The sequence below is a fragment of the Vibrio sp. D54 genome (genome assembly GCF_021728075.1).
GTDB classification, from domain to species: domain Bacteria; phylum Pseudomonadota; class Gammaproteobacteria; order Enterobacterales; family Vibrionaceae; genus Vibrio; species Vibrio alginolyticus.
Genome location: NZ_JAKKCS010000001.1, coordinates 14,501 through 40,045 on the forward strand (window position 1 = coordinate 14,501; position 25,545 = coordinate 40,045).

At 46.5% G+C, this 25,545-nt stretch carries 29 protein-coding genes; 16 read left to right on the forward strand and 13 right to left on the reverse strand.

The window, feature by feature from the left end; genetic code table 11:
- Positions 1–20: 20 nt before the first annotated feature.
- Entirely contained in the window at positions 21–1,115 is a 1,095-nt protein-coding gene (locus L3V37_RS00075; protein WP_237305597.1) for a NapC/NirT family cytochrome c, read from the reverse strand.
- A 270-nt stretch (positions 1,116–1,385) separates the two neighbouring features.
- Here L3V37_RS00075 and L3V37_RS00080 point away from each other — a divergent pair, with 270 nt between their 5' ends.
- The 5 genes from L3V37_RS00080 (at position 1,386) to L3V37_RS00100 (ending at position 4,262) form a co-directional block, all read left to right on the forward strand.
- Positions 1,386–1,901, forward strand: a complete 516-nt coding sequence (locus tag L3V37_RS00080; protein WP_130545278.1) for a GNAT family N-acetyltransferase — start codon at positions 1,386–1,388, stop codon at positions 1,899–1,901.
- Between the two features lie 9 nt (positions 1,902–1,910).
- The gene (locus L3V37_RS00085; protein ID WP_017821007.1) at positions 1,911–2,642 is read left to right on the forward strand and encodes a glucose 1-dehydrogenase; all 732 of its coding nucleotides are present in this window, start codon (positions 1,911–1,913) and stop codon (positions 2,640–2,642) included.
- A 1-nt stretch (position 2,643) separates the two neighbouring features.
- A complete protein-coding gene (locus tag L3V37_RS00090) occupies positions 2,644–3,114 on the forward strand; it encodes a GNAT family N-acetyltransferase (protein ID WP_237305598.1) in 471 nt (156 codons plus the stop codon).
- A 119-nt stretch (positions 3,115–3,233) separates the two neighbouring features.
- A complete protein-coding gene (locus tag L3V37_RS00095; protein ID WP_005374312.1) occupies positions 3,234–3,701 on the forward strand; it encodes an HAD family hydrolase in 468 nt (155 codons plus the stop codon).
- A gap of 33 nt (positions 3,702–3,734) precedes the next feature.
- Complete coding sequence (locus L3V37_RS00100) at positions 3,735–4,262, forward strand: GNAT family N-acetyltransferase (RefSeq protein ID WP_025768768.1); 528 nt, start codon at positions 3,735–3,737, stop codon at positions 4,260–4,262.
- A 37-nt stretch (positions 4,263–4,299) separates the two neighbouring features.
- Here the strand turns inward: L3V37_RS00100 and L3V37_RS00105 are convergent, their stop codons facing one another.
- The 3 genes from L3V37_RS00105 to L3V37_RS00115 all read right to left on the reverse strand — a co-directional run bounded on the left by L3V37_RS00105 (position 4,300) and on the right by L3V37_RS00115 (position 6,297).
- Complete coding sequence (locus L3V37_RS00105) at positions 4,300–4,890, reverse strand: type II secretion system protein (protein WP_262591170.1); 591 nt, start codon at positions 4,888–4,890, stop codon at positions 4,300–4,302.
- A gap of 153 nt (positions 4,891–5,043) precedes the next feature.
- Positions 5,044–5,331, reverse strand: a complete 288-nt coding sequence (locus tag L3V37_RS00110; protein ID WP_005374318.1) for a hypothetical protein — start codon at positions 5,329–5,331, stop codon at positions 5,044–5,046.
- Between the two features lie 66 nt (positions 5,332–5,397).
- Positions 5,398–6,297, reverse strand: coding sequence for a DMT family transporter (locus L3V37_RS00115; protein WP_017634359.1), 900 nt, complete (start codon positions 6,295–6,297; stop codon positions 5,398–5,400).
- A gap of 92 nt (positions 6,298–6,389) precedes the next feature.
- On the opposite strand from L3V37_RS00115, the gene L3V37_RS00120 reads away from it, so the two are divergent.
- On the forward strand, positions 6,390–7,826 hold the full coding sequence (locus L3V37_RS00120) for a PLP-dependent aminotransferase family protein (protein ID WP_237305599.1): 1,437 nt from the start codon (positions 6,390–6,392) through the stop codon (positions 7,824–7,826).
- Positions 7,827–7,922: 96 nt separating this feature from the next.
- On the opposite strand, the gene L3V37_RS00125 is transcribed toward L3V37_RS00120, so the two are convergent.
- From L3V37_RS00125 to L3V37_RS00135, 3 genes are all read right to left on the reverse strand, one after another.
- Positions 7,923–9,059: a glycerate kinase gene (locus tag L3V37_RS00125; protein WP_213897428.1), complete on the reverse strand. Its 1,137-nt coding sequence runs from the start codon at positions 9,057–9,059 to the stop codon at positions 7,923–7,925.
- A gap of 16 nt (positions 9,060–9,075) precedes the next feature.
- Entirely contained in the window at positions 9,076–10,428 is a 1,353-nt protein-coding gene (locus tag L3V37_RS00130; RefSeq protein ID WP_005391886.1) for a GntP family permease, read from the reverse strand.
- A 158-nt stretch (positions 10,429–10,586) separates the two neighbouring features.
- A complete protein-coding gene (locus L3V37_RS00135; protein ID WP_237305600.1) occupies positions 10,587–11,729 on the reverse strand; it encodes a sugar diacid recognition domain-containing protein in 1,143 nt (380 codons plus the stop codon).
- A gap of 233 nt (positions 11,730–11,962) precedes the next feature.
- Between L3V37_RS00135 and L3V37_RS00140 the strand changes: the two genes are divergently transcribed.
- On the forward strand, positions 11,963–12,136 hold the full coding sequence (locus L3V37_RS00140; protein ID WP_005374332.1) for a hypothetical protein: 174 nt from the start codon (positions 11,963–11,965) through the stop codon (positions 12,134–12,136).
- Between the two features lie 70 nt (positions 12,137–12,206).
- On the opposite strand, the gene L3V37_RS00145 is transcribed toward L3V37_RS00140, so the two are convergent.
- Positions 12,207–12,569: a hypothetical protein gene (locus L3V37_RS00145; protein WP_017634365.1), complete on the reverse strand. Its 363-nt coding sequence runs from the start codon at positions 12,567–12,569 to the stop codon at positions 12,207–12,209.
- A gap of 276 nt (positions 12,570–12,845) precedes the next feature.
- Between L3V37_RS00145 and L3V37_RS00150 the strand changes: the two genes are divergently transcribed.
- The 5 genes from L3V37_RS00150 (at position 12,846) to L3V37_RS00170 (ending at position 16,878) form a co-directional block, all read left to right on the forward strand.
- Positions 12,846–14,693, forward strand: coding sequence for a M3 family metallopeptidase (locus tag L3V37_RS00150; RefSeq protein WP_237305601.1), 1,848 nt, complete (start codon positions 12,846–12,848; stop codon positions 14,691–14,693).
- 69 nt (positions 14,694–14,762) lie between these two features.
- Complete coding sequence (locus tag L3V37_RS00155; RefSeq protein ID WP_151515199.1) at positions 14,763–15,299, forward strand: DUF924 family protein; 537 nt, start codon at positions 14,763–14,765, stop codon at positions 15,297–15,299.
- A gap of 24 nt (positions 15,300–15,323) precedes the next feature.
- On the forward strand, positions 15,324–15,653 hold the full coding sequence (locus L3V37_RS00160; RefSeq protein WP_017634368.1) for a DUF4144 domain-containing protein: 330 nt from the start codon (positions 15,324–15,326) through the stop codon (positions 15,651–15,653).
- A gap of 139 nt (positions 15,654–15,792) precedes the next feature.
- Positions 15,793–16,278 (forward strand): VOC family protein, encoded by a 486-nt coding sequence (locus tag L3V37_RS00165; RefSeq protein ID WP_005374344.1) that lies wholly within the window; start codon positions 15,793–15,795, stop codon positions 16,276–16,278.
- Between the two features lie 174 nt (positions 16,279–16,452).
- Positions 16,453–16,878, forward strand: a complete 426-nt coding sequence (locus tag L3V37_RS00170) for a VOC family protein (RefSeq protein WP_017821017.1) — start codon at positions 16,453–16,455, stop codon at positions 16,876–16,878.
- 77 nt (positions 16,879–16,955) lie between these two features.
- Here the strand turns inward: L3V37_RS00170 and L3V37_RS00175 are convergent, their stop codons facing one another.
- Entirely contained in the window at positions 16,956–18,092 is a 1,137-nt protein-coding gene (locus L3V37_RS00175) for an MBL fold metallo-hydrolase (protein WP_237305769.1), read from the reverse strand.
- Positions 18,093–18,272: 180 nt separating this feature from the next.
- On the opposite strand from L3V37_RS00175, the gene L3V37_RS00180 reads away from it, so the two are divergent.
- A complete protein-coding gene (locus L3V37_RS00180) occupies positions 18,273–18,518 on the forward strand; it encodes a Rho-binding antiterminator (RefSeq protein WP_005374351.1) in 246 nt (81 codons plus the stop codon).
- A gap of 96 nt (positions 18,519–18,614) precedes the next feature.
- Here the strand turns inward: L3V37_RS00180 and L3V37_RS00185 are convergent, their stop codons facing one another.
- From L3V37_RS00185 to ompW, 3 genes are all read right to left on the reverse strand, one after another.
- Positions 18,615–20,105, reverse strand: coding sequence for an MDR family MFS transporter (locus L3V37_RS00185; protein ID WP_005383288.1), 1,491 nt, complete (start codon positions 20,103–20,105; stop codon positions 18,615–18,617).
- The gene (locus tag L3V37_RS00190) at positions 20,102–21,127 is read right to left on the reverse strand and encodes an HlyD family secretion protein (protein ID WP_054575254.1); all 1,026 of its coding nucleotides are present in this window, start codon (positions 21,125–21,127) and stop codon (positions 20,102–20,104) included. The genes L3V37_RS00185 and L3V37_RS00190 overlap by 4 nt, the downstream gene beginning before the upstream one ends.
- A 214-nt stretch (positions 21,128–21,341) precedes the next feature.
- The gene (ompW, locus tag L3V37_RS00195) at positions 21,342–21,986 is read right to left on the reverse strand and encodes an outer membrane protein OmpW (protein ID WP_064354457.1); all 645 of its coding nucleotides are present in this window, start codon (positions 21,984–21,986) and stop codon (positions 21,342–21,344) included.
- Between the two features lie 495 nt (positions 21,987–22,481).
- On the opposite strand from ompW, the gene L3V37_RS00200 reads away from it, so the two are divergent.
- The 3 genes from L3V37_RS00200 to L3V37_RS00210 are packed head-to-tail and all read left to right on the forward strand — an operon-like array spanning position 22,482 to position 24,111.
- The gene (locus tag L3V37_RS00200) at positions 22,482–23,132 is read left to right on the forward strand and encodes a Qnr family pentapeptide repeat protein (protein ID WP_005374358.1); all 651 of its coding nucleotides are present in this window, start codon (positions 22,482–22,484) and stop codon (positions 23,130–23,132) included.
- A gap of 9 nt (positions 23,133–23,141) precedes the next feature.
- Positions 23,142–23,453, forward strand: coding sequence for a cupin domain-containing protein (locus L3V37_RS00205; RefSeq protein WP_047725283.1), 312 nt, complete (start codon positions 23,142–23,144; stop codon positions 23,451–23,453).
- Positions 23,454–23,490: 37 nt separating this feature from the next.
- Positions 23,491–24,111, forward strand: coding sequence for an HAD-IB family hydrolase (locus L3V37_RS00210; protein WP_033907205.1), 621 nt, complete (start codon positions 23,491–23,493; stop codon positions 24,109–24,111).
- A 116-nt stretch (positions 24,112–24,227) separates the two neighbouring features.
- Here the strand turns inward: L3V37_RS00210 and L3V37_RS00215 are convergent, their stop codons facing one another.
- The gene (locus tag L3V37_RS00215; protein ID WP_213905611.1) at positions 24,228–25,406 is read right to left on the reverse strand and encodes a lytic polysaccharide monooxygenase; all 1,179 of its coding nucleotides are present in this window, start codon (positions 25,404–25,406) and stop codon (positions 24,228–24,230) included.
- Positions 25,407–25,545: the final 139 nt, after the last annotated feature.

Below are 25,545 nucleotides of genomic sequence, written 5' to 3' on the forward strand. Positions count from 1 at the left end.
TCTTATCCTTCTATTTATCGTTAGTGACCAACCACATCTTTCGCGTGGTGCTGGAAGAACTTGGTTAGAATTTCTAGGTTCTCGGCTGAAATATCAGTTCGATCACCCATACTTTTCGCTACCGGTCCCCATGCATTCACTGTGAAGTGATTTGAAGGAATTTTCGCGTGACAAGTTGCACAGTAAACGTTGTCCAATTCTTCTGCGTATGACCATACGGGTTCAAGCGTGTCTACAACTGGAGAATCAATAGCACCTGTTAGAGAAACCGCGCGCCATTCGTTGCCGTAAACATCTGCCTCAAATTCACCAGTTTCAAGCGCTTGTTGGCCTTGCTCTGTTAGCGTTGCTACGATGGCACGTTGACCTTCTCCCATGTAAAGCACTTGCTCTGCGCCTTTCATTTGGAATGCGTTCAACTTAACAGTGCGGTTGTCGCCTTCAGAGCTGATTACTTCCAACTTCGTCGTTGGGTTAATTTTACCCATCTCACCCATTGCGATTTCAGTCACAGGGTAAACGACTTTGGCACCAGGTGATGTTTTTGTGGTGAAGCTCATCAACGTTTCAAATGCCTTGCTGTCTAGCTCTGCTTCTGGTGCAAAGTGCGCCACACCTTTATGACAATCGATACACGTTTGATCGTTTGCTTTCGCGTAAGCGTGCATCTTCGCCGAATCACGTGATTGCTCAAACTCTTCCATTGCATCGAAATCATGACACGAACGACACGTCGCTGAATCATTTTCACGGAACTGAGCCCATACCGTTTCAGCCATATCTTTACGATGTGCTTCATATTTCTCTGGCGTGTCGATCTTACCTGTCACAAATTCATGGTAGATGTCTTTCGACGCGCGAATTTTGGTGATCAGGTAATCCATTGGTTCTTGAGGAATATGACAGTCAGAACATTCCGCGCGAATGCCTTTCGCATTACTGAAGTGCACTGAGCCTTGGTACTCTTTGTAAGGGGTTTCCATAGAGTGGCACGAGAGACAAAATTCAGTATCTGAGGTGTAATGCATTACTGCCGCACTCCCCCCCAAAGTTAACCAGCCCACACCAATGCCGGCAGCAACCAGCAGTGCAACATATCGTTTTTTTATTGACATAATTAGCAACACTTCCAAATAAAATGTAATTATAGGTCGCGAATTACTACTTTATAGGTAGCCCTCTCTTGATCCACATCATTTCCGTGTTGCTCTGTATGCCTCAAGTATGAAATTTTGTTATTTGCATCTCAAAGATGAATATATGGCAATAATCCATTACCCAGCCAACCATTCACCACATAAATCACTTTTCTGAATGCAACTATTTGATTAAACAGATAAGAGGATGAGAGACTAAATCTCCACATTGATGCAGTAAGGACACGCATGTCAGTTTATATCGAGACGCACAGAAGCCAATTAAGACCCATCAAAGCCAGTGACTGGGAACTCTTTCAACGATTACTCTCCGAACAAGAGGTTATTGCACTCTGTTTCGATCGTCCCAGCGAAACAGAAATAAGAGAAAAATTTGCTTCGCGATTATTACCATGGACCCCAAATTGTCAGCATTGGCTTTGCCTTGTAATACTCGATAGGCAATCTGAGCAACCCATCGGCATCACTGGCTTTGCTATTGAAAACGGTAAGGCAGAGGTAGGTTACTTACTTTTGCCGGAATTTCATGGCCAACAGTTTGGAACAGAAACTCTTCAAGCGCTTCTATACTGGGCAACCTCGACACATAACATCAACCACTTTTCCGCGACGGTCACTGAAGGCAATATTGCGTCAGAGCGTGTCCTGATAAAATGTGGTTTCGAACTCATTGAGGTCATTCCAGACGCATACCAAATTGGTGGCAAACCCTACGCCGATAAAATCTACTCACTACAAAAATAAGGACGTATTTTGAATAAAGTAGTCATCATTACCGGCGCAAGCCGAGGCATTGGAGCCGCAGCGGCGAAAAAGCTGGCCGAGCAAGGCTATCGCGTTTGCGTTAATTACCGCACTCAGCAAGAGGCCGCCGACCAAGTTGTGGCAGAAATACAAGCAAACGGTGGCAAAGCGATTGCCATCGCCGCAGACGTAGCCGATGAGAAGCAAGTGCTCTCCTTGTTTGATGAAACAGAACGTGAATTTGGTGCAGTGACGCACTTGGTCAACAACGTTGGCATCCTATTTACTCAATCGCCTTTGTCAGAAATCAGCTTGGAACGCTTTCAGAAAGTAATGAACACCAATGTGAATAGCTGTTTTCTCTGCTGTCGAGAAGCGGCGAGGCGATTCAGTGCAGGCGGTGCAATTGTGAATGTCTCCTCTGGAGCGTCGCGCTCAGGAGCGCCATTTGAGTATGTCGATTACGCCACATCAAAAGGCGCGATGGATACCTTAACTAAAGGGCTCTCGCTAGAGTTGGCAGAGCGCAATATTCGCGTCAATGGCGTTCGACCTGGTTTCATTTACACTGATATGCATGCCGACGGCGGAGAACCAAACCGAGTAGATAGACTCAGCCCTCAAATTCCTCTTAAACGCGGTGGCACGGTAGAAGAAGTGGCAAATGCGATCGCTTGGCTATTAAGTGACGAAGCCTCTTATGTCACAGGATCATTTATCGATATTGCAGGGGGCAGATAGAATGCAAGTCCATATCCGACAAGCGATTCCCGATGATTTAGACGGAATTTTTCAGCTTAATTTTCAAATTAATTCACTGCATTTTGCGAATGCGCCAGAAGCCTTTGTTGCGCCTTCAGAAGCTGACCGTGAATTTCTTGCACAAGCACTAGAGAACAAAGAGCGACTCTTTTTGATTGCCGAACGCGAAGAGCAAATTCTCGGCTTCTTAACCGCGATGATCACCCAAAACGACACCATCAGTTTTCTGATCAAAGACCCAATTTGTCGCGTGGGAACAATTGTTGTCGATGAAGCGCAAAAGCAGCAAGGAATCGGCCGCCAACTGCTCCAAGCCTGTGAGCAATGGGCGCGCGATGCCAATGCCACACAAGTTCGATTGGAAGTGATGGAATTCAATCAGCCAGCACAGCGCTTTTACGATAATCAAGGTTTTAAAACTAACTCACGCATTATGCTGAAACATTTGTAACGATAACGACAATTAAGCGCTTTTCACGACTAAACCCACCTAAATCGCATTTATCGATGCAATTTACCCCCCTGATTTTAGAAAAAGACGATATGATGTGCGGATAAGGAGATTCGAACATGATTTATCTTTTCGATTGGGGGAACACCTTGATGGTAGATTTCCCTCACGCACAAGGAAAAATGTGCGATTGGGAACACGTAGAAGCAGTTCCTCAAGCCAGAGAAACACTGGCAATACTTTCCCAAAATCATCCCATCTACATTGCGACCAGTGCATCTGATTCCAACATGGAAGAGGTTCAGCGTGCATTTGTTCGCGTCGACTTAGACCAATACTTAAATGGCTATTTTTGTTTTGCCAACCTCGGCATCGCTAAAAACCAACCTGAGTTTTACCTCGCCATCGCAAAACAGTTAGGGGTTAACGTGAGTGGAATAACCATGGTTGGCGATTTACCTCACAAAGATATTTACCCTGCGATGAAAGCGGGCGTAAACACAATTTGGTTTAACCCAACGGGCGCTGATGCACCAGCCGAAGCCATTCCTAACCAAATTCGTTGTTTATCTGAGCTTATCCCCTAACCGTTACTAACCTGCACTAATCAAGGAAGATGAATGCAAATCAGATCCATCAAGGTGAGCGATATCGCGCGCTTCACCGCGCTTTGGAATCGAGTGTACTCCGAAGGGGAATTTTTGATTTCTCCTGCACCCGATAACGCAACGCTTCGCAGAATCCTGCAACGTGTGGAAAACGAGTCCATCCCTCAGTTTGTCGCGTTTGACCGCCAAAAACTTATCGGTAGTGTTGAAATCTACCCAGCTGAGATGTGCGGTTACGAAAGAGGGCAACGCCTTCGCGTCGGTATTCTTGGTATTCACATCGACAAAAACTACCGAGGCAAAGGATTGGGGCGGAAACTGTTGGCAGTCGCGATCGCACGTGGTTGGGAATTTGGTTACGACCAAATCGCACTCTACGTATACACAACCAACACACCAGCGATTGCTTTGTATGAACGGTTTGGATTTGAACATCAGGGGGAACTTGGGGAAGTGACCTTGCCAAATGGTAAAGTCTTGATGAGTCAAAAAATGGTATTGTATAAAGCGCAAAGCCGTTCGAAAAACCCCGATTTGTAGAGTCACGATAACCGTTGTTCGCAACACTTATTCGGGGTTAACACCCTTGCGTCACATGCCCTCGAACAATTGAATCGTTAGAGGCTTGATTCACGTAGTAGAAATAGCACGCTTCTTCTGCCAATGTGTAACCCTGCGGCCAAATGTACACCACGCGATCAACGCCCGATTTATCTAAGAACTGATAATCAGGAATCGCGACAAAATGAGCGCTGTTCGGGTGCTGCTGACCGATGATACAAAAATCACTGCCTTTGCACGGCACGTCAATTTTCGAGTAACCTCTAGCTGGTAGATCGATTTCTAACAAAGCTCGAATACTATCGGCACTCGCTTCTGGCATGCCTTTGCGTGTTTTGACTTGTTGGTCAATGTAGTGAACGTGCTCTTGGCCGTAAGCGTTATCAATCACTGATTGAGCATGGAAGAACTTGAGAGCCGTACCCAAAGAAGACTGAGAACTGTGCAGCATCGCAGCGTATGCTTGGCGATGAATATCGAGTAGTACTGGTAAAGCAGCTAATGCGATGAAAGCCAAAGTGGTAAGCACTATGGTGATTTCCATCAGCGTAAATCCCTTTGATTTCACGTTTCTTATCTCAACTAGCCCAAGACAATAGCCCCACATCCATGTGAGACCGAGCCAATATATCGCCAATTTCTTACGATTAAAGGCTTAAGGGGTAAGAAGAGACAAACACCACGCAAACTTGAGAACAGCACCCAAAGAGCAGTGTAACAAAACGACGCTATGTGTCAGATATTAGACGATTTTTACTCTCTAGTTACTGAGTAAAGGCACATTATTTCGCACCAGACCACGACGAACATTCGTGCACATTTTGCCAAAACGACGAATCTCATCGAACTGCGGAACAATGCCGCGCTCCATGGCTGACTCCCAATAAGTGACTTCTGAATCGACCATTTCCAACAATTTCTTCGGACAGCCAATGCACTGCCCTTCTGGTCCACATACAAACGTTTCTGGTTCATAAATTGGTAGTTCCGCTTTTACTTGCTCGATGATGCTACGCATGGCGGTCATTCGATCTGGCTTTACCTTCATCATTCTGCTCCACGGATTAAGATGAAGCAGATTGTACCCACTGATACGCAAATGTCCCTACCCAATTTAGGTATATTCTGTTTGAATCGATTTCTTTATCGTCAGATCCGGCTTTTTAACCACCAAATACACCGCCGTAGCTGCCAGTACGAAACCAGAAATCCCCATCCAATCAAATGACTCTCCAAACGCGAGCCAAGCCTGAATCGCCGTCGTTGGCGGCACCAGGTAGAATACAGAAGCTACGCTCGATGCAGCACCGTTCTTAACCATGTACAGCAGCAGTAGAATAGCTACACAAGAGAGCACGACGACCAACCACAACACAGTCAAAATAAACTCCAGTTCCCACTGCACTTGCATGGTTTCAAACTGCATCGCAACGGGCAGAAACATGACGAGAGCGGCCAAATATTGCACCGTCGCACCACCCACCATATCCACTTGTTGGCAATGTTTTTTCTGATAAAGCGTCCCTAGCGTGATACCAACCAAAGCCAATAAACACAAACCAATGGCCAACACTTTATGCTGCTCGGATTGCCACTCCATTTTGCCCATCAACACCATAGCGATACCGACAAAACCAAGAGCCAAACCCAACCATTGCGAGGGTTTAAATTCCTCACGAACAAACGCCACCAACAAAGCCGCGGTTAAAATCGGTTGAATACCCACCAGCAACGAACTCAACCCAGCAGGCATACCCAAGGCGATAGCGAAATAAGTACCGCCCAGATAGAAACCGTGGATCAACGCACCAACTACACAGCTGTGCCAAAAATCTTTTCCTGTCGGCAACCTTCTACGCAATACCGCCACAAGAACCAAAAACAATAAGACATTGAATGCCATACGGATAGAAAGTAGTGTCGCTGGCTCGGCATATTGCAAACCAAAACGCGCACCAACGAATCCAGAAGCCCAAAGGATGACAAATACAAAAGGGATGGCTCGGATTAACATGATCGCCTCACTCACGCTTGTTTTATGTTTTGAGATACTGCTAATGTAATTAGGTACAGTGTTTTCAAAAAGTGACAGATGGAAGTGTTTTTATGGGTACAGATTTATTGGGAAGCGGTGAAGGGAATAAGTACCTCGTGGTGGAAAAACACCTCAAACAAGCCATCAATGGTGGCGTTTATCAGGCGGATGATCGACTGCCCTCCATTCGCTCGTTGAGCCAAGAATTAAACGTCAGTAAAAATACCGTGATTCGTGCGTATCAAGAGCTGGAAGCACAAAACTTGGTTTACTCGGTTCCCAAATCGGGTTATCGAGTGAAAATCGCCTTGCCGACCTCTCGCTCAATTCCGGATCCGACTCGCGTGGATTTGCTCTCGATCTGCAAAGAAATCCTTACTTATCCTGAATACCAAGAGCGTTTGCCTACCGGTTCTGCCCACCCAAACATTGACTCCCCCGCGATCAAAAGCTTGTACGCCGAGATCGGCCGCCACAGCCGCCAGCAAACGCATGTACCGAGCCATTACCAATTACCACCCGGTGATCACCTCTTAATCAAACAACTAGCGAAAATCACACAAGATTTGGGCACGCCAGCCAAGTTGGATGAGATCATGGTGACGCACGGCGCGCAACAAGCCATTAGCCTAGCGCTGCGCGCAACGACACAAAAAGGCGATATCGTCGCGGTGGAGTCCCCTTGCTATTTTGGCAACTTATTGATGCTAGAATCACTCGGCCTCAAAGTGGTGGAAATTCCGAGTTGCCCACGCGACGGTATGTGCCCCGAAGCCTTAGCAAAAGCAATGGCGACATGGGACATAAAAGCGATCATCGTAACGCCAAACTTCACCAATCCAACTGGTGCCATGATGCCGCTAGAAAAGCGTCAACAATTACTATTGGCGTCCGGCAATATTCCTATTATCGAAGACGATGTGTTTGGCGGGTTAAGTTATGATAAGCCGTTGCCAAGCTTGAGATTGCTCGATGACAAGCAACGCGTAATTTACGTGAATTCGTTATCCAAAACGCTCGATTCGCGTTTGAGAATTGGTTGGATGTTGGCGGGGCGATATCGAGACCAAATTGAACAATATCTACTGTGTGAGAACATGGGCAGTTTGAACCTGATGCAATCCGCCGTGGCAACGTTTCTAACGTCAGGCAAGTATCGAACGCATACTGCACGAATGGGTCGGGTTTATCAAAACAACATGCGACGATTTATCCAGATGCTTCATCAATACTTGGATGAATACGAACCTCTAAAAAATCGATACCAGATCAACGCCGTGCAAGGTTCGTTCTTGCTTTGGTTGCGACTGCCCGAAGACACGGACAGCTATGCGTTGTATCAAGCATGCAATAAGTACAGAATCAGCCTACTTCCCGGCACCGTATTTGGCACTCAAGGGCAATATCGGCATTGCGTACGCCTCAGCGTGGCAAACTTTGGTCATGAAACCGATTGGAGTCACGCGATGCAAACACTGGCAAAATTGATAGCAAAGCATGTCTGTTAACTCGCTCTTAATAAATGAACTTATGCCCACACACGCAAACAGGTAACAACAAAAAACTCCACGCAAAGGTGGAGTTTTCTCGTATCGTTATCGCCCTCAGTGCGACTTAATTTGCCACATTCTCGCGACGTTTTCGGCTAAATTAGCAACGTTGACGTCGGCCTCTTTCATGGCCTCAGGTAAGCTCATCGCCCTTGGTACACAAGCAAACACCGCATCAATACCGCACTCATAAACCGCCTGATAGTTGTCACCCACACAGCCTGCTAATGCAATGACTGGTAAATTACACTGCTTGGCCACCTGAGCAACGCCCATCGGCGTTTTGCCATGTGCGGTTTGATGATCGATTCGACCCTCGCCTGTAAATACGATATCCGCATCCGCAACATGCTGAGCAAGTTTGACCGTTTCAAGCACAATCTCAATTCCCGGTTGCAAACGTGCTGGCGTGTACCCAAGCAAGGCTGCGCCCATACCACCAGCAGCACCCGCCCCTTCACGAGTCAGTACATGCTTACCCGTCGCTTGTTCCGTCAACTCGCCAAACTTGCGCAATGCGTTATCGAGCAGAGTGACGTCTGATACGGTCGCTCCCTTTTGAGGGCCAAAGATAACCGACGCGCCTTTGTCACCACAGAGTGGGTTATCAACATCGCACGCTACCAACACTTCGCAAGTTGCTAAACGAGGGTCAAGACCAGAAATATCGATGGACGCAAGCGCCGCTAACCCGCCTCCATTTGGGGTAATTGCATGACCAGACTCATCAAGAAACGCCACCCCCAACGCGGTCAACATGCCCACGCCACCATCATTGGTAGCGCTGCCGCCCAAACCAATGATTAAGCGTTGAATACCTCTATCTAGCGCGTGTTTGATCAGCTGTCCAGTACCAATGCTACTGGTCAGTTTTGGGTCGCGAGCATCACTCGGCACAAGGTGCAGACCACTGGCCTCCGCCATTTCAATAACCGCGGTTTCGCCGTCGCCGAGGATGCCATAAAACGCTTCAACATCATTCCCTAATGGCGCGGTCACCGTTGTGAAGACTTGTTCGCCTTGAGTTGCATCTATCAAAGATTGAACCGTGCCTTCGCCACCGTCTGCGACCGGAACCGTAACAAACTCGGCATCATGCCATACGCGAGCAAGACCCGTTTTGATCGCCTCGCTCACTTGTTTGGCGGTTAAGCTTTCTTTAAATGAATCAGGTGCAATTACCACTTTCATACGTATTTCCAGAGACTTATAAGAGAACGAGGCTCAAAATGTACACCAATGCCATTGCCGTGACACCTTGAACGAGCGTAGCCATGGTTTGCGCGCGGTACGCTAAGCCCACCGACATGCGACTAAACTGCGAAACTACCCAGAAGAAACTGTCGTTTGCATGAGAAACCGTCATCGCACCTGCACCGATCGCCATCACCGTTAATACGCGGCCCATTTCTGAATCGAGCCCCAATTGCGTAAGCATAGGCGCAACCAAAGCTGATGTGGTCACCAGCGCAACCGTTGATGAACCTTGCGCCGATTTTAGCGCAGCCGCAACGATAAATGGCATGAAAATACCCACGCCCAGCGCCGATAACGTCGTACCTAAGTATTCACCTAGCGGCGTTGCTTTTAATACCGCGCCAAAAGCACCACCCGCACCGGTAATCAAAAGAATAGGCGCAGCAGCCGTAATACCTTGGCTGATTCGCTCGCCAAATTCTTCAATCTTGTTGTCTGACTTGAGTAGGCGAACAGAAAGGAACAGGCCAATCACCAATGCCGTTAGTGGCTGTCCTAAGAAAGTCAGAACATCAAACACAAAACCTTCGCCCAGCGGTAGGCTTGGGAATTTCGCGATAGAGCCAAAACAGATCAATAAGATAGGAACAAAAATAGGAGCGAATGCTTGGCTCGCCGTTGGCAATTTGCCGTAAGACGCTTTGAGTGCTTGCCAGTCTTGCTGAATTTCTTCTACGGCTTCAATGCCATCTGGTTCAACATGTTGGAATCGGTTCGCCCACAACATACCCGCTAACGCCGCAACCGCTGCAACAAACACACCCACACCAATCACTAAACCAAGGTTAGATTCCAGGCCTAAGTTACCCGCAGCGGCAATCGGGCCAGGAGTTGGCGGCACAAACGTGTGCGTTGCGTATAGGCCAGTTGCCAACGCCACACTCATCGCAACGCTTGAGGTTTTTAAACGCTTCGCGAGTGATTCTTTGAGCGAGTTCAGAATGACAAAGCCTGAATCACAAAATACCGGAACAGAAACGATGTAACCTATGATACTCATGGTCAATGTTGGGAAACGCTCACCCAACACTTTGATGACCGTATCGGCCATGGTGATCGCCGCACCACTTTTTTCCAAAATAACACCAATGATAGTACCTAAAACGATAACCAAACCAATGTAACCAAGGATGCCGCCAAAGCCAGAAGCAATGGTTTTGGCAATGCTATCTGCCGGTAAGCCGTAAGCAAATGCCGCAAGGAACGCCGCGATGATCAGCGCTAAAAAGGGATGTAATTTGAATTTGGTGGTCGTGAGCACAATAAATGCGATCACCCCGAGCAGGATTAATATAAGGTTCATGATAACTCCATTTATTCTTATTTTGCTGAGCGAGTCCGTGTTGGCTCACTCAACATGTAGGGACGCATGAATTATTAATCGTTTGCTTTAGAATTCCTTTAGGCGGAGTGACAAATGATGTGGTCAAAAAATGACGCGTATTGTGCAGATGCACAATATCACGACATTTTTGAGAGCCGAGTCGCAATATAAAGCTCCGCTAACCCCACAAAATTGGTAGTTGGTAGCCCTGTTATCTCGGTGATTTTCTCTAACCGATAGCGCAGAGTGTTCCGGTGAATAAACAGCATTTTAGAGCATTCTGTTACGTTGCCATTGCATTCAAACAGTGCATCTAGGGTTTTCAATAATTGCCCAGATTTGTCTTTCTCTTTCAACCGTTTCACACCATCAATAATTTGTTCACCTTGCCAAATATCCGCCAACGGCGCTAACAGCACAGGCAAACGAAGTTCATCGAACAGGTACTTACGTTTCTCTGGGTAGAACTGCTTGCCAATGGCTAATACCTGTTTCGCGCTTTGGTATGACAACGCGACATCTTTAGGTTCATTAAACAGCTGCCCTAGCGCAATGTGAAACGTATGTGAATCGTGATCGCTTAAACGCGACATCAACTTATCAATGCGTTCACTTTCAACTTGGCTATCCCACTGCTTGGCGGAATGACACGGTTTCAACACCACAATTTCATTCACCGAGACAATCGCAACCAGGTTGTTACGCTCTGGGTATTCAAGCAGCTCAACAATATTGCGCACACTCTTCATGCTTTTCGAGGCGGACGGCGTCGAGACTTCAATCACCGTTGCCACCCGTGGTTGAGTAACATCGATAGAAAGACGCATCGCCCAATCTTTCAGCTCTTCATCGGTCAATTTGCCATTGATCCAAGCCAGAATAAACTCTTCACGATGACGTCTGTCCCACTGAAATTTTTCCACCAGCGCAGCTTGCTCGATTGTTAGTTCAGCGGTCATTTTAACCAGTTTTGCAAAATCTCGGATTTTCTCCGGCTCTCCTGTGACGCCAACAATACCGACCACGTCGCCATGTAATTTCAACAACATATTGATACCGGGTTTGACACCCTGCAACGTCAAACATTGCTGCTCATTAAGCTCTAGCGAATCGCCATTATTCAGCGCCAGTACCGCGCCATCATGCACTTGCCCAACACGTTTAGGGTCGCCACTGCCAATGATGATGCCTGCCGAGTTCATCACATTCACATTGTGACCAATGATGGACATGGTTCGATCAACAATTTGTTGTGCTAAAGCGTGGTCGAGAATCACCATTTCGAGTTTCCAAATTGACCGTTTAATCACTCAATAAATCACAAATGGCAAACTATCGCGATGCTGCGGTTCTAAATAACGGAAGCAGCTCAAAGCATTATCCAATTACCCATATTTAAAAAGTGGATTAACCTTCATTTTTAGCAGCGGGTTATATACTTAGAACAAAGGTTACCAATGCATTCTTCACTGTGCATTGATGCCACTCGTCTACCTACAGAGGAGAGATCAACATGGAGTTACGGAATAAATCGGGGGAAGTTGCAAATATTGCTGATAACCTCACTTTGAAGGAAATCACAGAAATGGGCTACACCGTAGATTTATGCGATGAAGCATTTGCTCCTGGAGAGCATTGGAAAGCGGAAGGTAAAACGCAAGGTATGGGCGAGTATCCAGAGGAGTAAACGTCCTGACGAACCAGCGCAAAAAAGCGCTCCACAAACAGAAAAGCCGAGCGACTTAACGCTCGGTTTTTTACTTCTGAACTTCTTGAATAAACAAGCTCATCTCTTCAAGATAGTTGCCGTTTGAGCATCCCCAGTCGGTGACCTCAATCAACTCTGTAACTAACTGTCCAGACTCATCATCTTGCACTCTCTGCACAAACGCTTCAAAACGTTCCAGTTGCGCCTGACTCTTAACGCCATGCACGGCATATTCTACAAGCAAGCCGTTATAAGTCTGCCAGCGCTGGTCGCCAGCAACATCATTGCTTAAAATCACAGAACACTTTTGTTGAATGCTTTCAACCGCATCATTTCTTGGTGGCGCGACTGTAGAACATCCAACTAAAATCGTACCTACCGCCAATAACGTAACTTTTGTTTTATTTATCATATTGTTTCCAACTGTATCGCCACGATATGGAAATCTTATTACACCTGATAAGGATCATCGATAGCGCATCGCGGATTAATTACTTAATAAACTGTAAACTCCATACCAGTCTTAATACTGCAAGCTCAGAACTCCTATTAACTCACCCAAAGGTAAACAAATAGTAAAATCACCTTTACGCGATGCAAAATCGACAAATGAGATTAGCGTTCCTTTCTCGCGACCAAGCGTGCAATAATCAACTGTCTACATAACGAAACCATTTGAAGGATCAAAATGACCGCAACGGATTACCTCAACGACCTCAATCAACGTTACCTTGCGATTCACCGCACCAAAGAAGATTTCTTTTGGGAAACTTACATGGGGATCAGCGATGACCATGATGACTCGACGCAAGCACAAACGGCATGGACAAGCTTTTTAAGCAACGCCGAGCAAATTACTGCCATCAAACAACAGCTTGAAGCCGCGGACTCAATTACCGACCCACAAGAGAAACAACAAACCATGACGGGTCTATCTGGTTGGCTGGCGATGTTTGAATCTCACGCTATCGAGGGCGAAAAAGCACAAGCGTTGAAAAATCAGCTCATTGCCTTTGAAGCTGAGCTGTTCGAGAAAAAACAGAACCACGTACAAACGTTTACCGATGAAAACGGCGAGCAAGTGGAAGGTTCACTGCCAGTATTGAGCTCAACCATTCGCACCAACAATCATGAAGAAGTTCGCCAATCGGCTCATCAAGCGTTGCTGAACCTTGAACAATGGCTACTGCAAAACGGCTTTATAGAACTGATCAAACTACGCAACCAGTTCGCTCGCTCACTGGGTTATGCGACCTTCTTTGATTACTCCGTGCAAAAAACGGAAAAGATGAGCTCTGAGCAGCTATTCGAGATTTTGGAAGATTTCGAACAACGCACGCGAGATGCGCACCTCAACAGCTTAGAAAACTTGGCGAAAGAGAAAGGCGCAAGCGCACTCACCGGCTTCAACTTTGTTTACTCGTTCGCGGGTGACGTCATGCGTGACCTTGACCCATACGTGCCGTTCTCTAAATCTCTGAGACGCTGGGTAGAATCGTTTGGTCGTCTGAATATTGATTACTCTGGCGCGACGCTAACGCTGGATTTGTTAGACCGCAAAGGTAAGTACCCGAACGGGTTCTGCCACGGCCCTATCCCTTCATTCTACAATCAAGGCGAATGGGTCGCAGCACAGGTGAACTTCACCAGCAATGCCAAACCAGACCAAGTGGGCAGCGGCTACGATGGCATAAACACGCTGTTCCACGAAGGTGGTCACGCAGCACACTTTGCGAACGTAAAAATGAACGCGCCTTGTTTTTCGCAGGAGTTTGCGCCGACGTCGATGGCTTATGCAGAAACTCAGTCGATGTTCTGTGACAGCCTGTTAACCGATGCCGATTGGCTAAAACAGTACGCACTGGATGATGAAGGGAATTCGGTTCCTAATGAGATCATTCAAGCGATGATCAACAGTCGTCAGCCATTCAAAGCTTATGAAGAACGTAGCATCTTGGTTGTGCCATATTTTGAGCGCGCGTTGTATCAATTGAGCGATGACGAGTTAACGCCAGAGCGCATCACTAAGCTCGCTCGCGATTGTGAAAAACAGATCCTTGGTTTGGAATGCAGCCCTCGCCCACTGATGGCGATTCCACATTTGCTATCCGACGAAGCAGCTTGTGCGTATCAAGGTTATCTACTCGCGCACATGGCGGTGTATCAGACCCGTGCATACTTCCTTGAGAAGTTTGGTTACCTGACGGATAACCCAGAAATTGGCCCACTGCTGGCAAAACACTACTGGCACGCAGGCAATCACTTGTCGCACAACGAAACCATTGTCAGCCTGACTGGCGAAGGCTTCAATGCCAAATACCTTGCAGACGTGTGTAACCTGTCGCCAGAACAGGCATGGGAAGTGCAGCAGAAGAAAATCGACTCACTTGCGACGCGAGAGCGAGCATCAGTCGCTTCACTGAACGCCGCGATTAAAGTCGTCGACGGCAGTAAAGAGCTGGCAAGCAACACCATCTCTGACGAACAAATGTGTGACGATTTTGAACGTTACATCGTAGAGACTTACGGTCGATAACACGCAGAAAGCCAGGAGCTCGCCTTCTGGCTTTTTATTCTTTAGCTAATGCAATAGGAAGGAAGATCCATGTACCAAGAAGTCATCAAATTTTGGTTCGAGGAGCTATCGCCCCAAAATTGGTTTGAAAACAACCCAGAACTGGACAAGCGTATTACATCGCGATTTGCCTCGGTATTAGAACAAGCCGCTCGTTGTGAACTGTTTAATTGGCGTGACAGCGCACAAGGACGATTGGCCGAAATCATCGTCCTCGACCAGTTTTCACGTAATGTGTATCGCAACACCCCAAAAGCGTTTGCACAAGACCCACTCGCATTAGCATTGGCTCAAGAGGCAATTCGGTTAGGTCACGACAAAGAATTAGCGCCCGAGCAGCTAAGCTTTTTGTACATGCCGTTTATGCACAGCGAATCTCGCCTCATTCATGTCCAAGCTGAAAAATTGTTTCGCGCATCAGGGCTTGAAAATAACTACGATTTTGAGCTAAAACACAAAGCCATCATCGACCAGTTTGGGCGCTATCCTCATCGCAATGCGATACTGGGAAGAAAGAGCACTCCCGAAGAGTTAGCGTTTTTGCAACAACCTGGGTCAAGTTTCTAAATAACAATGAATAATGAGTTAACCATGAGAGACCACGCAGTATGTTGGCCATGCTTGCTAAAACTAGACGGCGACGATGAGCTGATCTACACGCATTCCCAGTCCGACTTAGACTCTGAATGCGAAGCCCTCATTTTTGGGCAAGATGATTACGTTATCGACTCAAATGGCAACACGTTTGAATTGAAAAACAATGGCTCGAACACCACTCTTTTACATCTAAAAGAACGAACGCTGTCCGTAGAAGAGGTTACGTCATTAATCCAATCGCATGAATTCAGCCTCGCGCAACGGTGCATTATCAAGATTCATTTCACCTCGGTGAGGCAAGCTGTTGAGGCCTTAGCTCACTAAATCAATCCCAACATGCAAATCATTAAATAAAATTATCATTTTTATAATTTATGATAATTTCATGTAATTAACATCACGCCATATACTCTCCCACATCGAAACAAGACAACGTTCAAACACACATGTTGGGAGCAAACAAATGAAAATGAATCATGTCGGTATTATGGTCGGAGATATGGACAAAGCAGTTGAGTTTTACACGCAAGCGCTAGGTTTAAAAGTCGTTATGGGCAACACGAAAGTGATTGAAGAACGCGAAACGGCAATTGGCAGAATGTGTATTGCGGTCTTTGGTGAGGGCTTTAAAGGCTTCAACATTGCGCACCTTGTGACAAGTGATGGCATCGGCCTTGAGTTATTCGAAATGAAAGAGCGTCAAGAGCGCCATGAAGTGGATTTTTCTCGCATCGGTATCTTCCATTTCTGTTTACAGACAGACGATTTTGAAGGTGCTATCAAACGCACCGAAGCACTAGGTGGCAAAGTTCGCATGGACATCATGCGTTACCACCCAGAAGACGATAATAAGCCTGCGAAAATGGTTTACCTAGAAGACCCATTCGGCAACCTATTCGAGCTTTACTCACACACTTACGAAGAAACTTACGCTTCTGATTACGAGTAATAGCCCCATCCATATTCCAAAAGGCTAGCAATACGCTAGCCTTTTTTGTTTGCTTTGAGTTGCAGTGTTTCTGCACTCGCTCTAGCAAAAAAACATCTGGAATTTGATCATTTCTCTCACCACTTTTAAGGTCACTTTATACTTACCTCAACACAATGCAAAAAGGAGTGAAGCATGCCCACCAAAAATCCAATCGCCATCAAAGCGCTTGATCATGTTGTTTTAAGGACCTGTAACCTCGATGCTATGTTGCATTTCTATCGAGACATTTTGGGCTGCCCTGTCGAACGCGAAGTAACGGAACTTGGTTTAACTCAACTTAGGGCAGGTAACGCATTGATTGATGTAGTGACGGTAGACAGCGAATTGGGTCAACTCGGCGGAAAGCCACCTGTTCAAAATGGTCGTAATATTGATCATTTTTGCCTGCAATTGGCGCCTTTTTCCGAGGATGAATTACTGGAATATCTGCGTTCGAACGGCATTGAAACCGAAGAGTTTGCGAAACGCTACGGCGCACAAGGATTCGGTCGCTCACTCTATATTCATGATCCGGAAGGAAATGTCGTCGAGTTAAAACCTCAAGTGATTGATGAGTAAGCGAGTAAAAAACCTTGTTATATTCTGAAAATAACAAGGTTAACTTCTAAAATAATTATTGAAGTAAGAACATATTATTAAGTCAAAATTCTAGCTGGCTCACCTGTTTCTTTTTCTCGCCACCATTGTTTATTTATCTGTTTTTTATGAACGTAAAAACTCTCCCCCGGCATTGGCGTCAGCAGCGTTATATGTTCTTTTTGACAATGGGCAAGCAAATCTAAAATCGGTTCGTCCCAACGGTGAGTAAATAGCTCGTATGTAGCCCAATGCACGGGCAACAGTTTTTTCGCATTTAAATCGTGAAACGCTTGCACGGTATGGTGAGCCTGCATGTGCCCCCAGTTTTCGACCGGATAACCTTGGCCTTTCACATCGGCAGCCACTTCCAAACAGGCAATGTCGATTGGCCCACATCGCTTTGCGATCTCGGAAAAGTGCGAATCGTAAGCTGAATCGCCACTAAAATAGAGCGTATCTTCTTTACCTTTGATGACCCAAGAGGCCCACAAGGTCGAGTTTTTATCGAAATAAGTACGACCCGAATTATGGTTAGCGGGCGTACAAATCAGTTCGATTCCGGCATAGTGCACGCTATCCCACCAATCGAATTCCACGATGTTGTCTGCGCAAACGCCCCACTTTATCAGATGCTTGCCAACCCCTAAGGGTACATAAAACGTCACGGGTTTATCGGCGTAGAAACGTATGGTCGATGCTTCTAAATGGTCGTAATGATCGTGCGAAATCACGATAATTTCAGGAATCGGCAAACAATCTCTGGCATGGGTATTGGGAATATTGCGTTCAAACCACGCTTTTGCGATGAACGGAGAAGCGTAATCAAATACCGGATCGGTCAGAATTCGAATGCCATCGACCTCCACCAGCATGGTGGAATGGCCCAGCCAAGTAACGCGCATCGATTCACTTCGCTGCGCAAACTGCGTAGGTTGAATTGGGAAATGTGGCAGATGTTCGTTAGGACTCAATGGCGTTCTACCACCAAGATAGCTCCAACACACCTGCCAGAATGATTGCGGGCTAGGGACATTTGGCATCTCGTTTTTAACGCGGCCGTTTTCAAATTGAGGCGAGTGGTGAACACGGTGCGCCAACTGCTCATGGTAGGTTTGAGGGGAAATCAGTGAACTTGGCTTTTGTGTCTTTTGTTCACTCGTTAGGTATGTGCGCTTAAGTATCGTCTCAGACATATCGTAGTTTTGTCTCGCTTGTGAACGCTCAACAGTAGGTTTATTAAAACGTGCGTGTATGTCTATTTCGTGACCAAAATGAGGTGTAAGATGAAGATTCAGTTTCAATCAAACGTCTCCTATTTAAGGATACGGTTCTCAAACCTTCTGAATACTGCGTCGGTTTGAAAGGAGAAAACTATGGTGACTTGCAGCCAATACGATTTTATTGAAATCGCCTGTATGTTTAAGCTCCCTATCGAGATCACACTAAAAAATGGTGAAACTCATCAGGGCAACGCGTTCGACACAGGCTACGACATGCAGCGACAAGAGTGCTTGTTTTTAGATATGGATGGTGAGCACACCGCTTTCCCGACTGAACAATTAGTCGCAATGCGCGCGCTCAAAACCAATCCGCATTTTGACGAAGTGACGTTTGAGTAAACGTCCTTCTTTCACTGGCACCGTCCAATAAAAAACGCCTCTCAAGCTGACACAACTTGAGAGGCGTTCTCTTACACTATTCACCGGAACTTCATGTTATTCACGCGACCGAATGAAAACCAGCATCGGCATCATGATCACGAACATCACTCCCACAAGCTGGAAGGTGTGCACAAACGCGACCATTTGCGATTGCTGCTGCAACATCTGTTGGTATTGGTCTAACGCAACCGGGTCGGTAATAGAAAGCCCCTGATTGGCCGCCCAGTCATGCAAGTTAGGATTATAAGGATTAATACCCTCTCCCAGTGCATGCCATTGCTGCTGACTATCACGATATTGGAACGTGGTGGCGATAGAAATACCAAACGAGCTACCAATGGTACGGAACAGATTGTAAATACTCGCCGCCGCAACAGATTGCTCTTTCGGAATCGTTAAATACGCCAAGGTGGATAGCGTCGAGAAGGTTAAACCAAGCCCCATCCCCTGAATCATACTCGGCATCACAATCCAAAATGTATCGATCTGCAGTGAGTATTGCGTCATCAAATAACTACCAATCCCGATGCAGCTTAAGCCAAAGACTATTTTGATTCTGGGATCGAATTGCGGATTGAGCTTAATCACCAAAATCAACATCGCCGCTGACGCCAACCCACGCGGTGCCATTAATAAACCAGTGGTTGAGACCGGATAATCCAGCAAGCTTTCCAACAGCATTGGTTGTTGAGTCGTCAGACCAAACATCGCCATCGACACCACGGCAATCATCAATGACGAGACCATAAGGTTTCGGTCTTTCAGTAGCCACAATGGCGCTATTGGACTTTTGGTTTTCCAACTGCGATAGATCCACATCACCAATCCCATGACTGCGAGCAATATCGCGGTCTGAATCATACGTGAGTCGAGCCAGTCGTCTTCATTCCCTTTATCCAACACAAACTGCAACGCGCCCACACCTAACGCCATGTAACCGATGATCCACCAGTCAAAGTTAGGTTTGGATTTGTTGTCGATATGGATATAGCGATAAATCAGAGAGGTACAGATCAAACCGAATGGCAAGTTGATGTAAAAAATCCAGCGCCAGTTAATGTTGTCGGTGATCACACCACCTACAACTGGGCCCAAAATAGGACCAAGCAAAATGCCGATCGAGAAAATCGCCATCGCTTTGCCTTTTTGCTCATACGGATAGATCTGCACTAACGTCGACTGCGCCAATGGAATCACCGACGCGCCGAAAGCGCCTTGGATAATGCGAAATAGCACCATCTCTTCAAGAGACTGTGCTTGCCCACAAAGCGCACTGGCAATCACAAAACCGATCACAGCAACCAACATGACTTTGCGTTCACCAAAACGCGACACCCAGAAACTGGTCATCGGAATGAAGATCGCTTCCGCCATGCTGTAACCCGTCAACACCCACGTAATTTGGTCTGCCGTTGCGCCCAACGCGCCCATCATGTGCGATAGCGACACGTTCGCAACGGTCATATCGATTAACACCATGATGGCAGAAAGCATCACGGCGACGGTGGCAATCCCCCGTTTGTCTGCCGTAATTTGATGGCTCATTGCACGCTACTTTGCAAATCAATGGTGACTTCTGAGCTCGCACCCACGCGAAGTTGCGGCGCATCGGCCGGTACTTCTAATGCCAAACGTACAGGGAAACGCTGTTTGATTTTAACCCAGTTACCCGTTGCGTTTTCTGGTGGCATCAAGGAGAACGATGTACCACTCGCAGGCGATAGTTGTTCTACCGTTGCTTTCCACACCACGTCTGGGTACATATCAATCACCACATCCGCATGCATGCCAGGTTTAATATGAGTAAGATCGGTTTCTTTAAAGTTCGCGCGTACCCAATAGCTGTCTTTTAAAATCACAGGGAACAACGTTTGACCCACGCTAACGACCGAGCCTACGTGCGTATTGATCTCACCGGCAATGCCATCCACTGGTGACGTAATGTCGGTGTAGCTCAAGTTCAGCTCTGCTTGCGCTAACTGTGCTCCCGCTTGTTGAACAACCGCAGCCTCTGCGCCTTCTTCACCACGGTTCGCAATGGCTTTTTCTACCGTCGCGCGCGCTTGCTCCAGGCTCGCTTGGGCATTGGCTAGTTTGTTTTTTGCCGTATCTAAATCTTGGTCCGACGCCAGTTTGCGTTTCACCAAGGAATCCGTACGTTTGTACTCCACTTGCGCTTCTGTCAGGTTAGAGCGCGCCGCATCTAAGCCCGCAACGGCTTCAGTTACCTGCTTATCGGCAACGTCATGTTGCTGGACCGCCAATTGGTATGCCGCTTTTGCTTGCTTCACTGCCAACAAATATGGGCGTGAATCTATCTTCAGCAGTAGGTCACCTTTGTTAATAGATTGGAAGTCTTTGACATCCACAGAAACCACTTGGCCTTTTACCTGAGGCGCTACCGACAAAATTTTTGCCCTAACGTAGGCATCTTCCGTGCTTGGGTGACTGTCTGAATACTGCCAAGACCAATACATCGCACCAAATGCGATAACACAGAGAGTAAAGAAAAGAGTTTTTACCAGCTTAGATCTGGAGGAGGAATGCTTTGCGATGTCGTCGCTCATTTATATTGTCCACTTGTTCAATTATGTGATCAGTGTAGGACTTTTCGATCTTCCGACAATAAAATGATCTGCAAGGTAAAGATCCAATTTTGCATGTTGCTAAGTGGAGTAAATGATGTGCAATCAAAACGAGGATAAAAAAGAGGGGCAGTCCCCGTAACCGCCCCCAAAGTCATGCCAATAATAGTAATGTGCGTGTAACTACTGGTTTTTCTTAGAACTTGTAACCGCCGCTGATCATAAATACCCAAGGGTTAATTTTGACGTCGGTTTTTTGCTTCTCTCCACCTGCTTTGTAAGTTGCTTCTGTTTCAATGTTTGCGTACCACGCAGCAGCGTTGAGGAACCATTGATCGTTGATCATGTAGTCCACACCAATATTCGCTGCTAGACCGAATGAGTCATCCAACTTAAGATCTGAAAGACCAGCGCCTTTACCCGTGCTATTGAAGCCCTCATCAAAGAACATGGTGTAGTTGAGACCTGCACCCACGTATGGACGGAACTTACTTTGTGGCTCGCCAAAGTAGTACTGCACCATAAGCGTTGGTGGAAGGTGTTTGGTGTCCGCGATATCACCAAGACCTAACAAGTCTGTTGAAATATCGTGGCTGAATGGTGTTGCTGCTAGAAGCTCTAAACTGATGTTGTCTGTAAACATGTAGCCAAACGTCAAACCAAGCTGCGTATTTGAATCCACTTTCAATTCTTCTTGAGAACCAAGAATCTTATCGCTGCTGTCGTTTGGAACGACAGACGCCGCACCAACACGAAGAACGAAGTCACCTTGTTTATGAGCGAAAACACTTGGTGACACGAGTGCAGCAACCACTGCTAGACTGCAGATTGTTTTTTTCATTTTTATTTCCTTTCGTAGGGCTTCGTTATGTCGTACCCAAAGGGGTGCCTGCTAACTGATCTGAGATTTCAAGTAAACTCAGCGCCTTGAAGCACACGGGTATCTATATCTTTTTGAGCTGTGCGCAATCTAGCACATAGAAACCCTACTATTTTGATGGAAATCAATTTGTGAAAAATATAGGTTTTTTGTATGGAGAAACGCCATATTGATCAACAAATTATGCAAATAGGATACAATTCTGTAATGCAAACTGTGCGTGTGAGTTGCCATGCATACCCATAAATGCGAATCCTCTCGTTAAGGCTCGTAGCCAGCAAAAACTTTTTTCGTCCTCTACGTCTTCTATTTTCAAAAAACAACCCACTTAAAACGCTCGTTTGCCCCCTTAAAATCGCGATTTGAGGGGTTTGTAAAGCACTGAAATACAAGAAGTTATTTTTCTGGAAAATCAGTCACTTGGAGTGCTAGTCTGCTCGCAGCTAAGGAGAAGACATGTTAAAAACCGATCTCATTTTTGAACGAGAAAACTTTTCTCATCACGATTTTCAGAATGCTACCTTTAAAAACTGCCACTTTTATATGTGCTGTTTCGACCATGCCGATCTGCGCGATGCTAAGTTCATCGACTGTCGCTTTATCGAATCCAAAGCGCTAGAAGGGTGTAGTTTTCGCTTCGCGAACTTAAAAGACGCTAGCTTTACGAACTGCATGTTGGCGATGAGCCTGTTTAACGGCGCAAATTGTATGGGCTTGGAGCTACGTAAGTGCGATCTCAAAGGGGCAAACTTCCAAGGTGCGAACTTTGCTAATCGCGTCAGTAACACCATGTTTTTCTGTTCTGCTTTTATTACTGGCTGCAACCTCACCTACTGTAACTTCGAGCGAGTGTTACTAGAAAAATGTGACCTCTTTGAAAACCGTTGGAACGGTGCGAACCTCGCAGGGGCAACTCTCAAAGGCTCGGATTTATCTCGCTGCGAATTCTCGCCAGAACAATGGGGAACCTTTAACGTTGAGCAATGTGATCTGACTCATGTCGAACTAGACGGGCTGGATGTGCGCCGCGTTTCTCTGTTTGGTGTTAAGATTTGTGATTGGCAACAAGAGCAATTACTTGCGCCTTTTGGACTGATCATTCTCTAAGGAAAGGCCATGAATCTTTTTAAAGACTTACCGAATAACCTCGACGAGGAAGTGTTCGAAGACCTGCTGACCCACAAAAACCTGCGTATAGAACGCATTGTCTCAACGGGGCAAACCTCGCCCGAAAGTGGCTGGTACGATCAAGAAGAACATGAATGGGTCTTGGTTCTTAAAGGAGCTGGAGAGCTGACTTTTGAATCAGATGTAGTGCAACGACTTGAGGCAGGCGATCACGTTACGATTCCAGCTCATACCAAACACAAAGTGAGCTGGACTGACCCAACGCAAGAAACCATCTGGTTGGCGGTGTTTTATCAATAAACACAAAACGATCTTAAACCAAAAAATAGGCGCGAGTTTGCTCGATACTACTAAGCCGTCACTGGCACTGTTTGATTTTGATGGCACCATCACCCGAGAGGATATGTTTAGCCTTTTCCTCCACTATTCTGCTTATGGCCTGCGCAAACGAGTAGGAAAGGTCGCTATCATGCCATTTTATGCGCTGTACAAACTCGGAGTGTTACCCGCTCGTGTTATGCGCCCTCTCAGCAGTTTTATTGCATTTTCAGGGAAAGAAACGCAGAAAATTGAAGCGATTGGCACTCAGTTTGCCCATGAAGTGATCCCGCTGTACTTACGGCCAGAAGCGATGGAAAGGCTTGCTTGGCATCAACACCGAGGCGATACCATCGTAGTGGTGTCGGCATCACTCAATGCGTATCTCAAGCCTTGGTGTGAGGCGAACGGTTACCACTTGCTGTGCAGTGAACTGATCTCAGAACAGCCAAAACTGAGTGGCTTTTACCAGCAAGGTGATTGCAGTTTAGAAAGAAAAGTCTCACGCGTGAAAGCGGCGTTTTCGCTCGACGAGTTTGCGTCTGTTTATGCCTACGGTGATACACACGAAGACATTCCGATGCTCAAACTGGCAGACTACGCGATGCTCAACTGGAGCGAGTGGAGAGCAAGCGAATAACGATATGTGCTCTGATTTTCAAGACAACCACTCAACCAAAGTGATCGTTTTAGACTGAAAAAACAAACCCTTCTCACATGAGAAGGGTTTTACTGTTCAGGGCCCAAATAACTGGCTTAACGCCATACACCCCATTGACCCGTTGTGCCTGGTTCCTCACCAGAGGTCCACCACTGGGCAGTCCATTCTTTGCCGTTGTGCGTCACCACATCACCTTGGTTGTAAACGGCCGTCTTGTCCCACAAGTTGGTTGGTTCAACTGGTGGCGGTACATCCGCTTTGATCAGTGACAACGCATAACTGAAGTCTGCACTTGGCGCTAATACTTGGTTTGCATTCACGTTCTTACTATCGAACATGTAGTGGTTCATCTCTTGATGCCAAATGCCCACATACCAATCGCCCGTTTGCTGCGCATTAAATTGATCCGCAATTTCTGCCGCCCAAGTCGCCGTATTGTTTGCACTGATTGGTAGTGAAATATCGACAATTTCATTGCCTGTCGCATTAAACGTACGGAAACGAATGGTGTCACCCGCTTCTACTGGCCCAAAACCTTGCTGAACAAAGTAGCCTAGAGATGTCAGATTATTGCCCGGTTCGGTTGGATCAACAGGGTCAGTCGGTGGCGTCGTGCCTGTTCCGTTTAACGTAATGTCACTACAGTTATAGAAACCTTCACCAGCAACATCAACACGCTGCCAACGAGTATAGAGCACCGCATCGCCGGAACGATCAGCAGGGAAAGTCACCTGAATACGGTAGCGTTTTTCCGCATCAACATACACATCACCTGCGGTGTCGATCAGCTCTAAATCACTCCAAGTAAGAGGTTTTGAATCATCATAAGTTGGCTTGGTGAGATAGAATTCCCAGTACGATGGGTTGTGCGGCGCTTTGCCGTAAAACACCAGTTCAATCTGGTTATTTGCATCTGGCGTAACATTGGTGCGCTGCCAGTTTGGAGAAGGAATGTTCAAGCCTTTCTTAGCTGCATCGCCAGCAGAACATAGCTCACCGTCGCGAACCACGGCTTTCACATGCTCCATATCTCGGTAATTTGGTACGTTTGCTGCAATTTCGCTACGCTGCACAAACGGATACGCGCCAGATTCTTCAAAAGCCGCTTTACACGCTTGGTTAGGGATCTCGTTGGTCCAAAAACCACCGTCTAAATAACACGTATTCTGACGAGCACTTGGAAATTCTACCCAGCCGTGGGCGTTGACGTTAAATGAGCTCAATGCGGCAACAGCGCTTAAGCTCAAAAGAGGAAGTGTTACATGTGATTTCATCGTTCATCCTTAATTTTGCTGACTCGCCGCTCTGAAACACAAGCGGTTTAAGCAAAACTAGCAGGATGGGATTATTTAGAAGGTGAGAATAAATATGGAAATTGTAAGAGTGCCATCTGCTTTCCAGCATTTGTTGTGA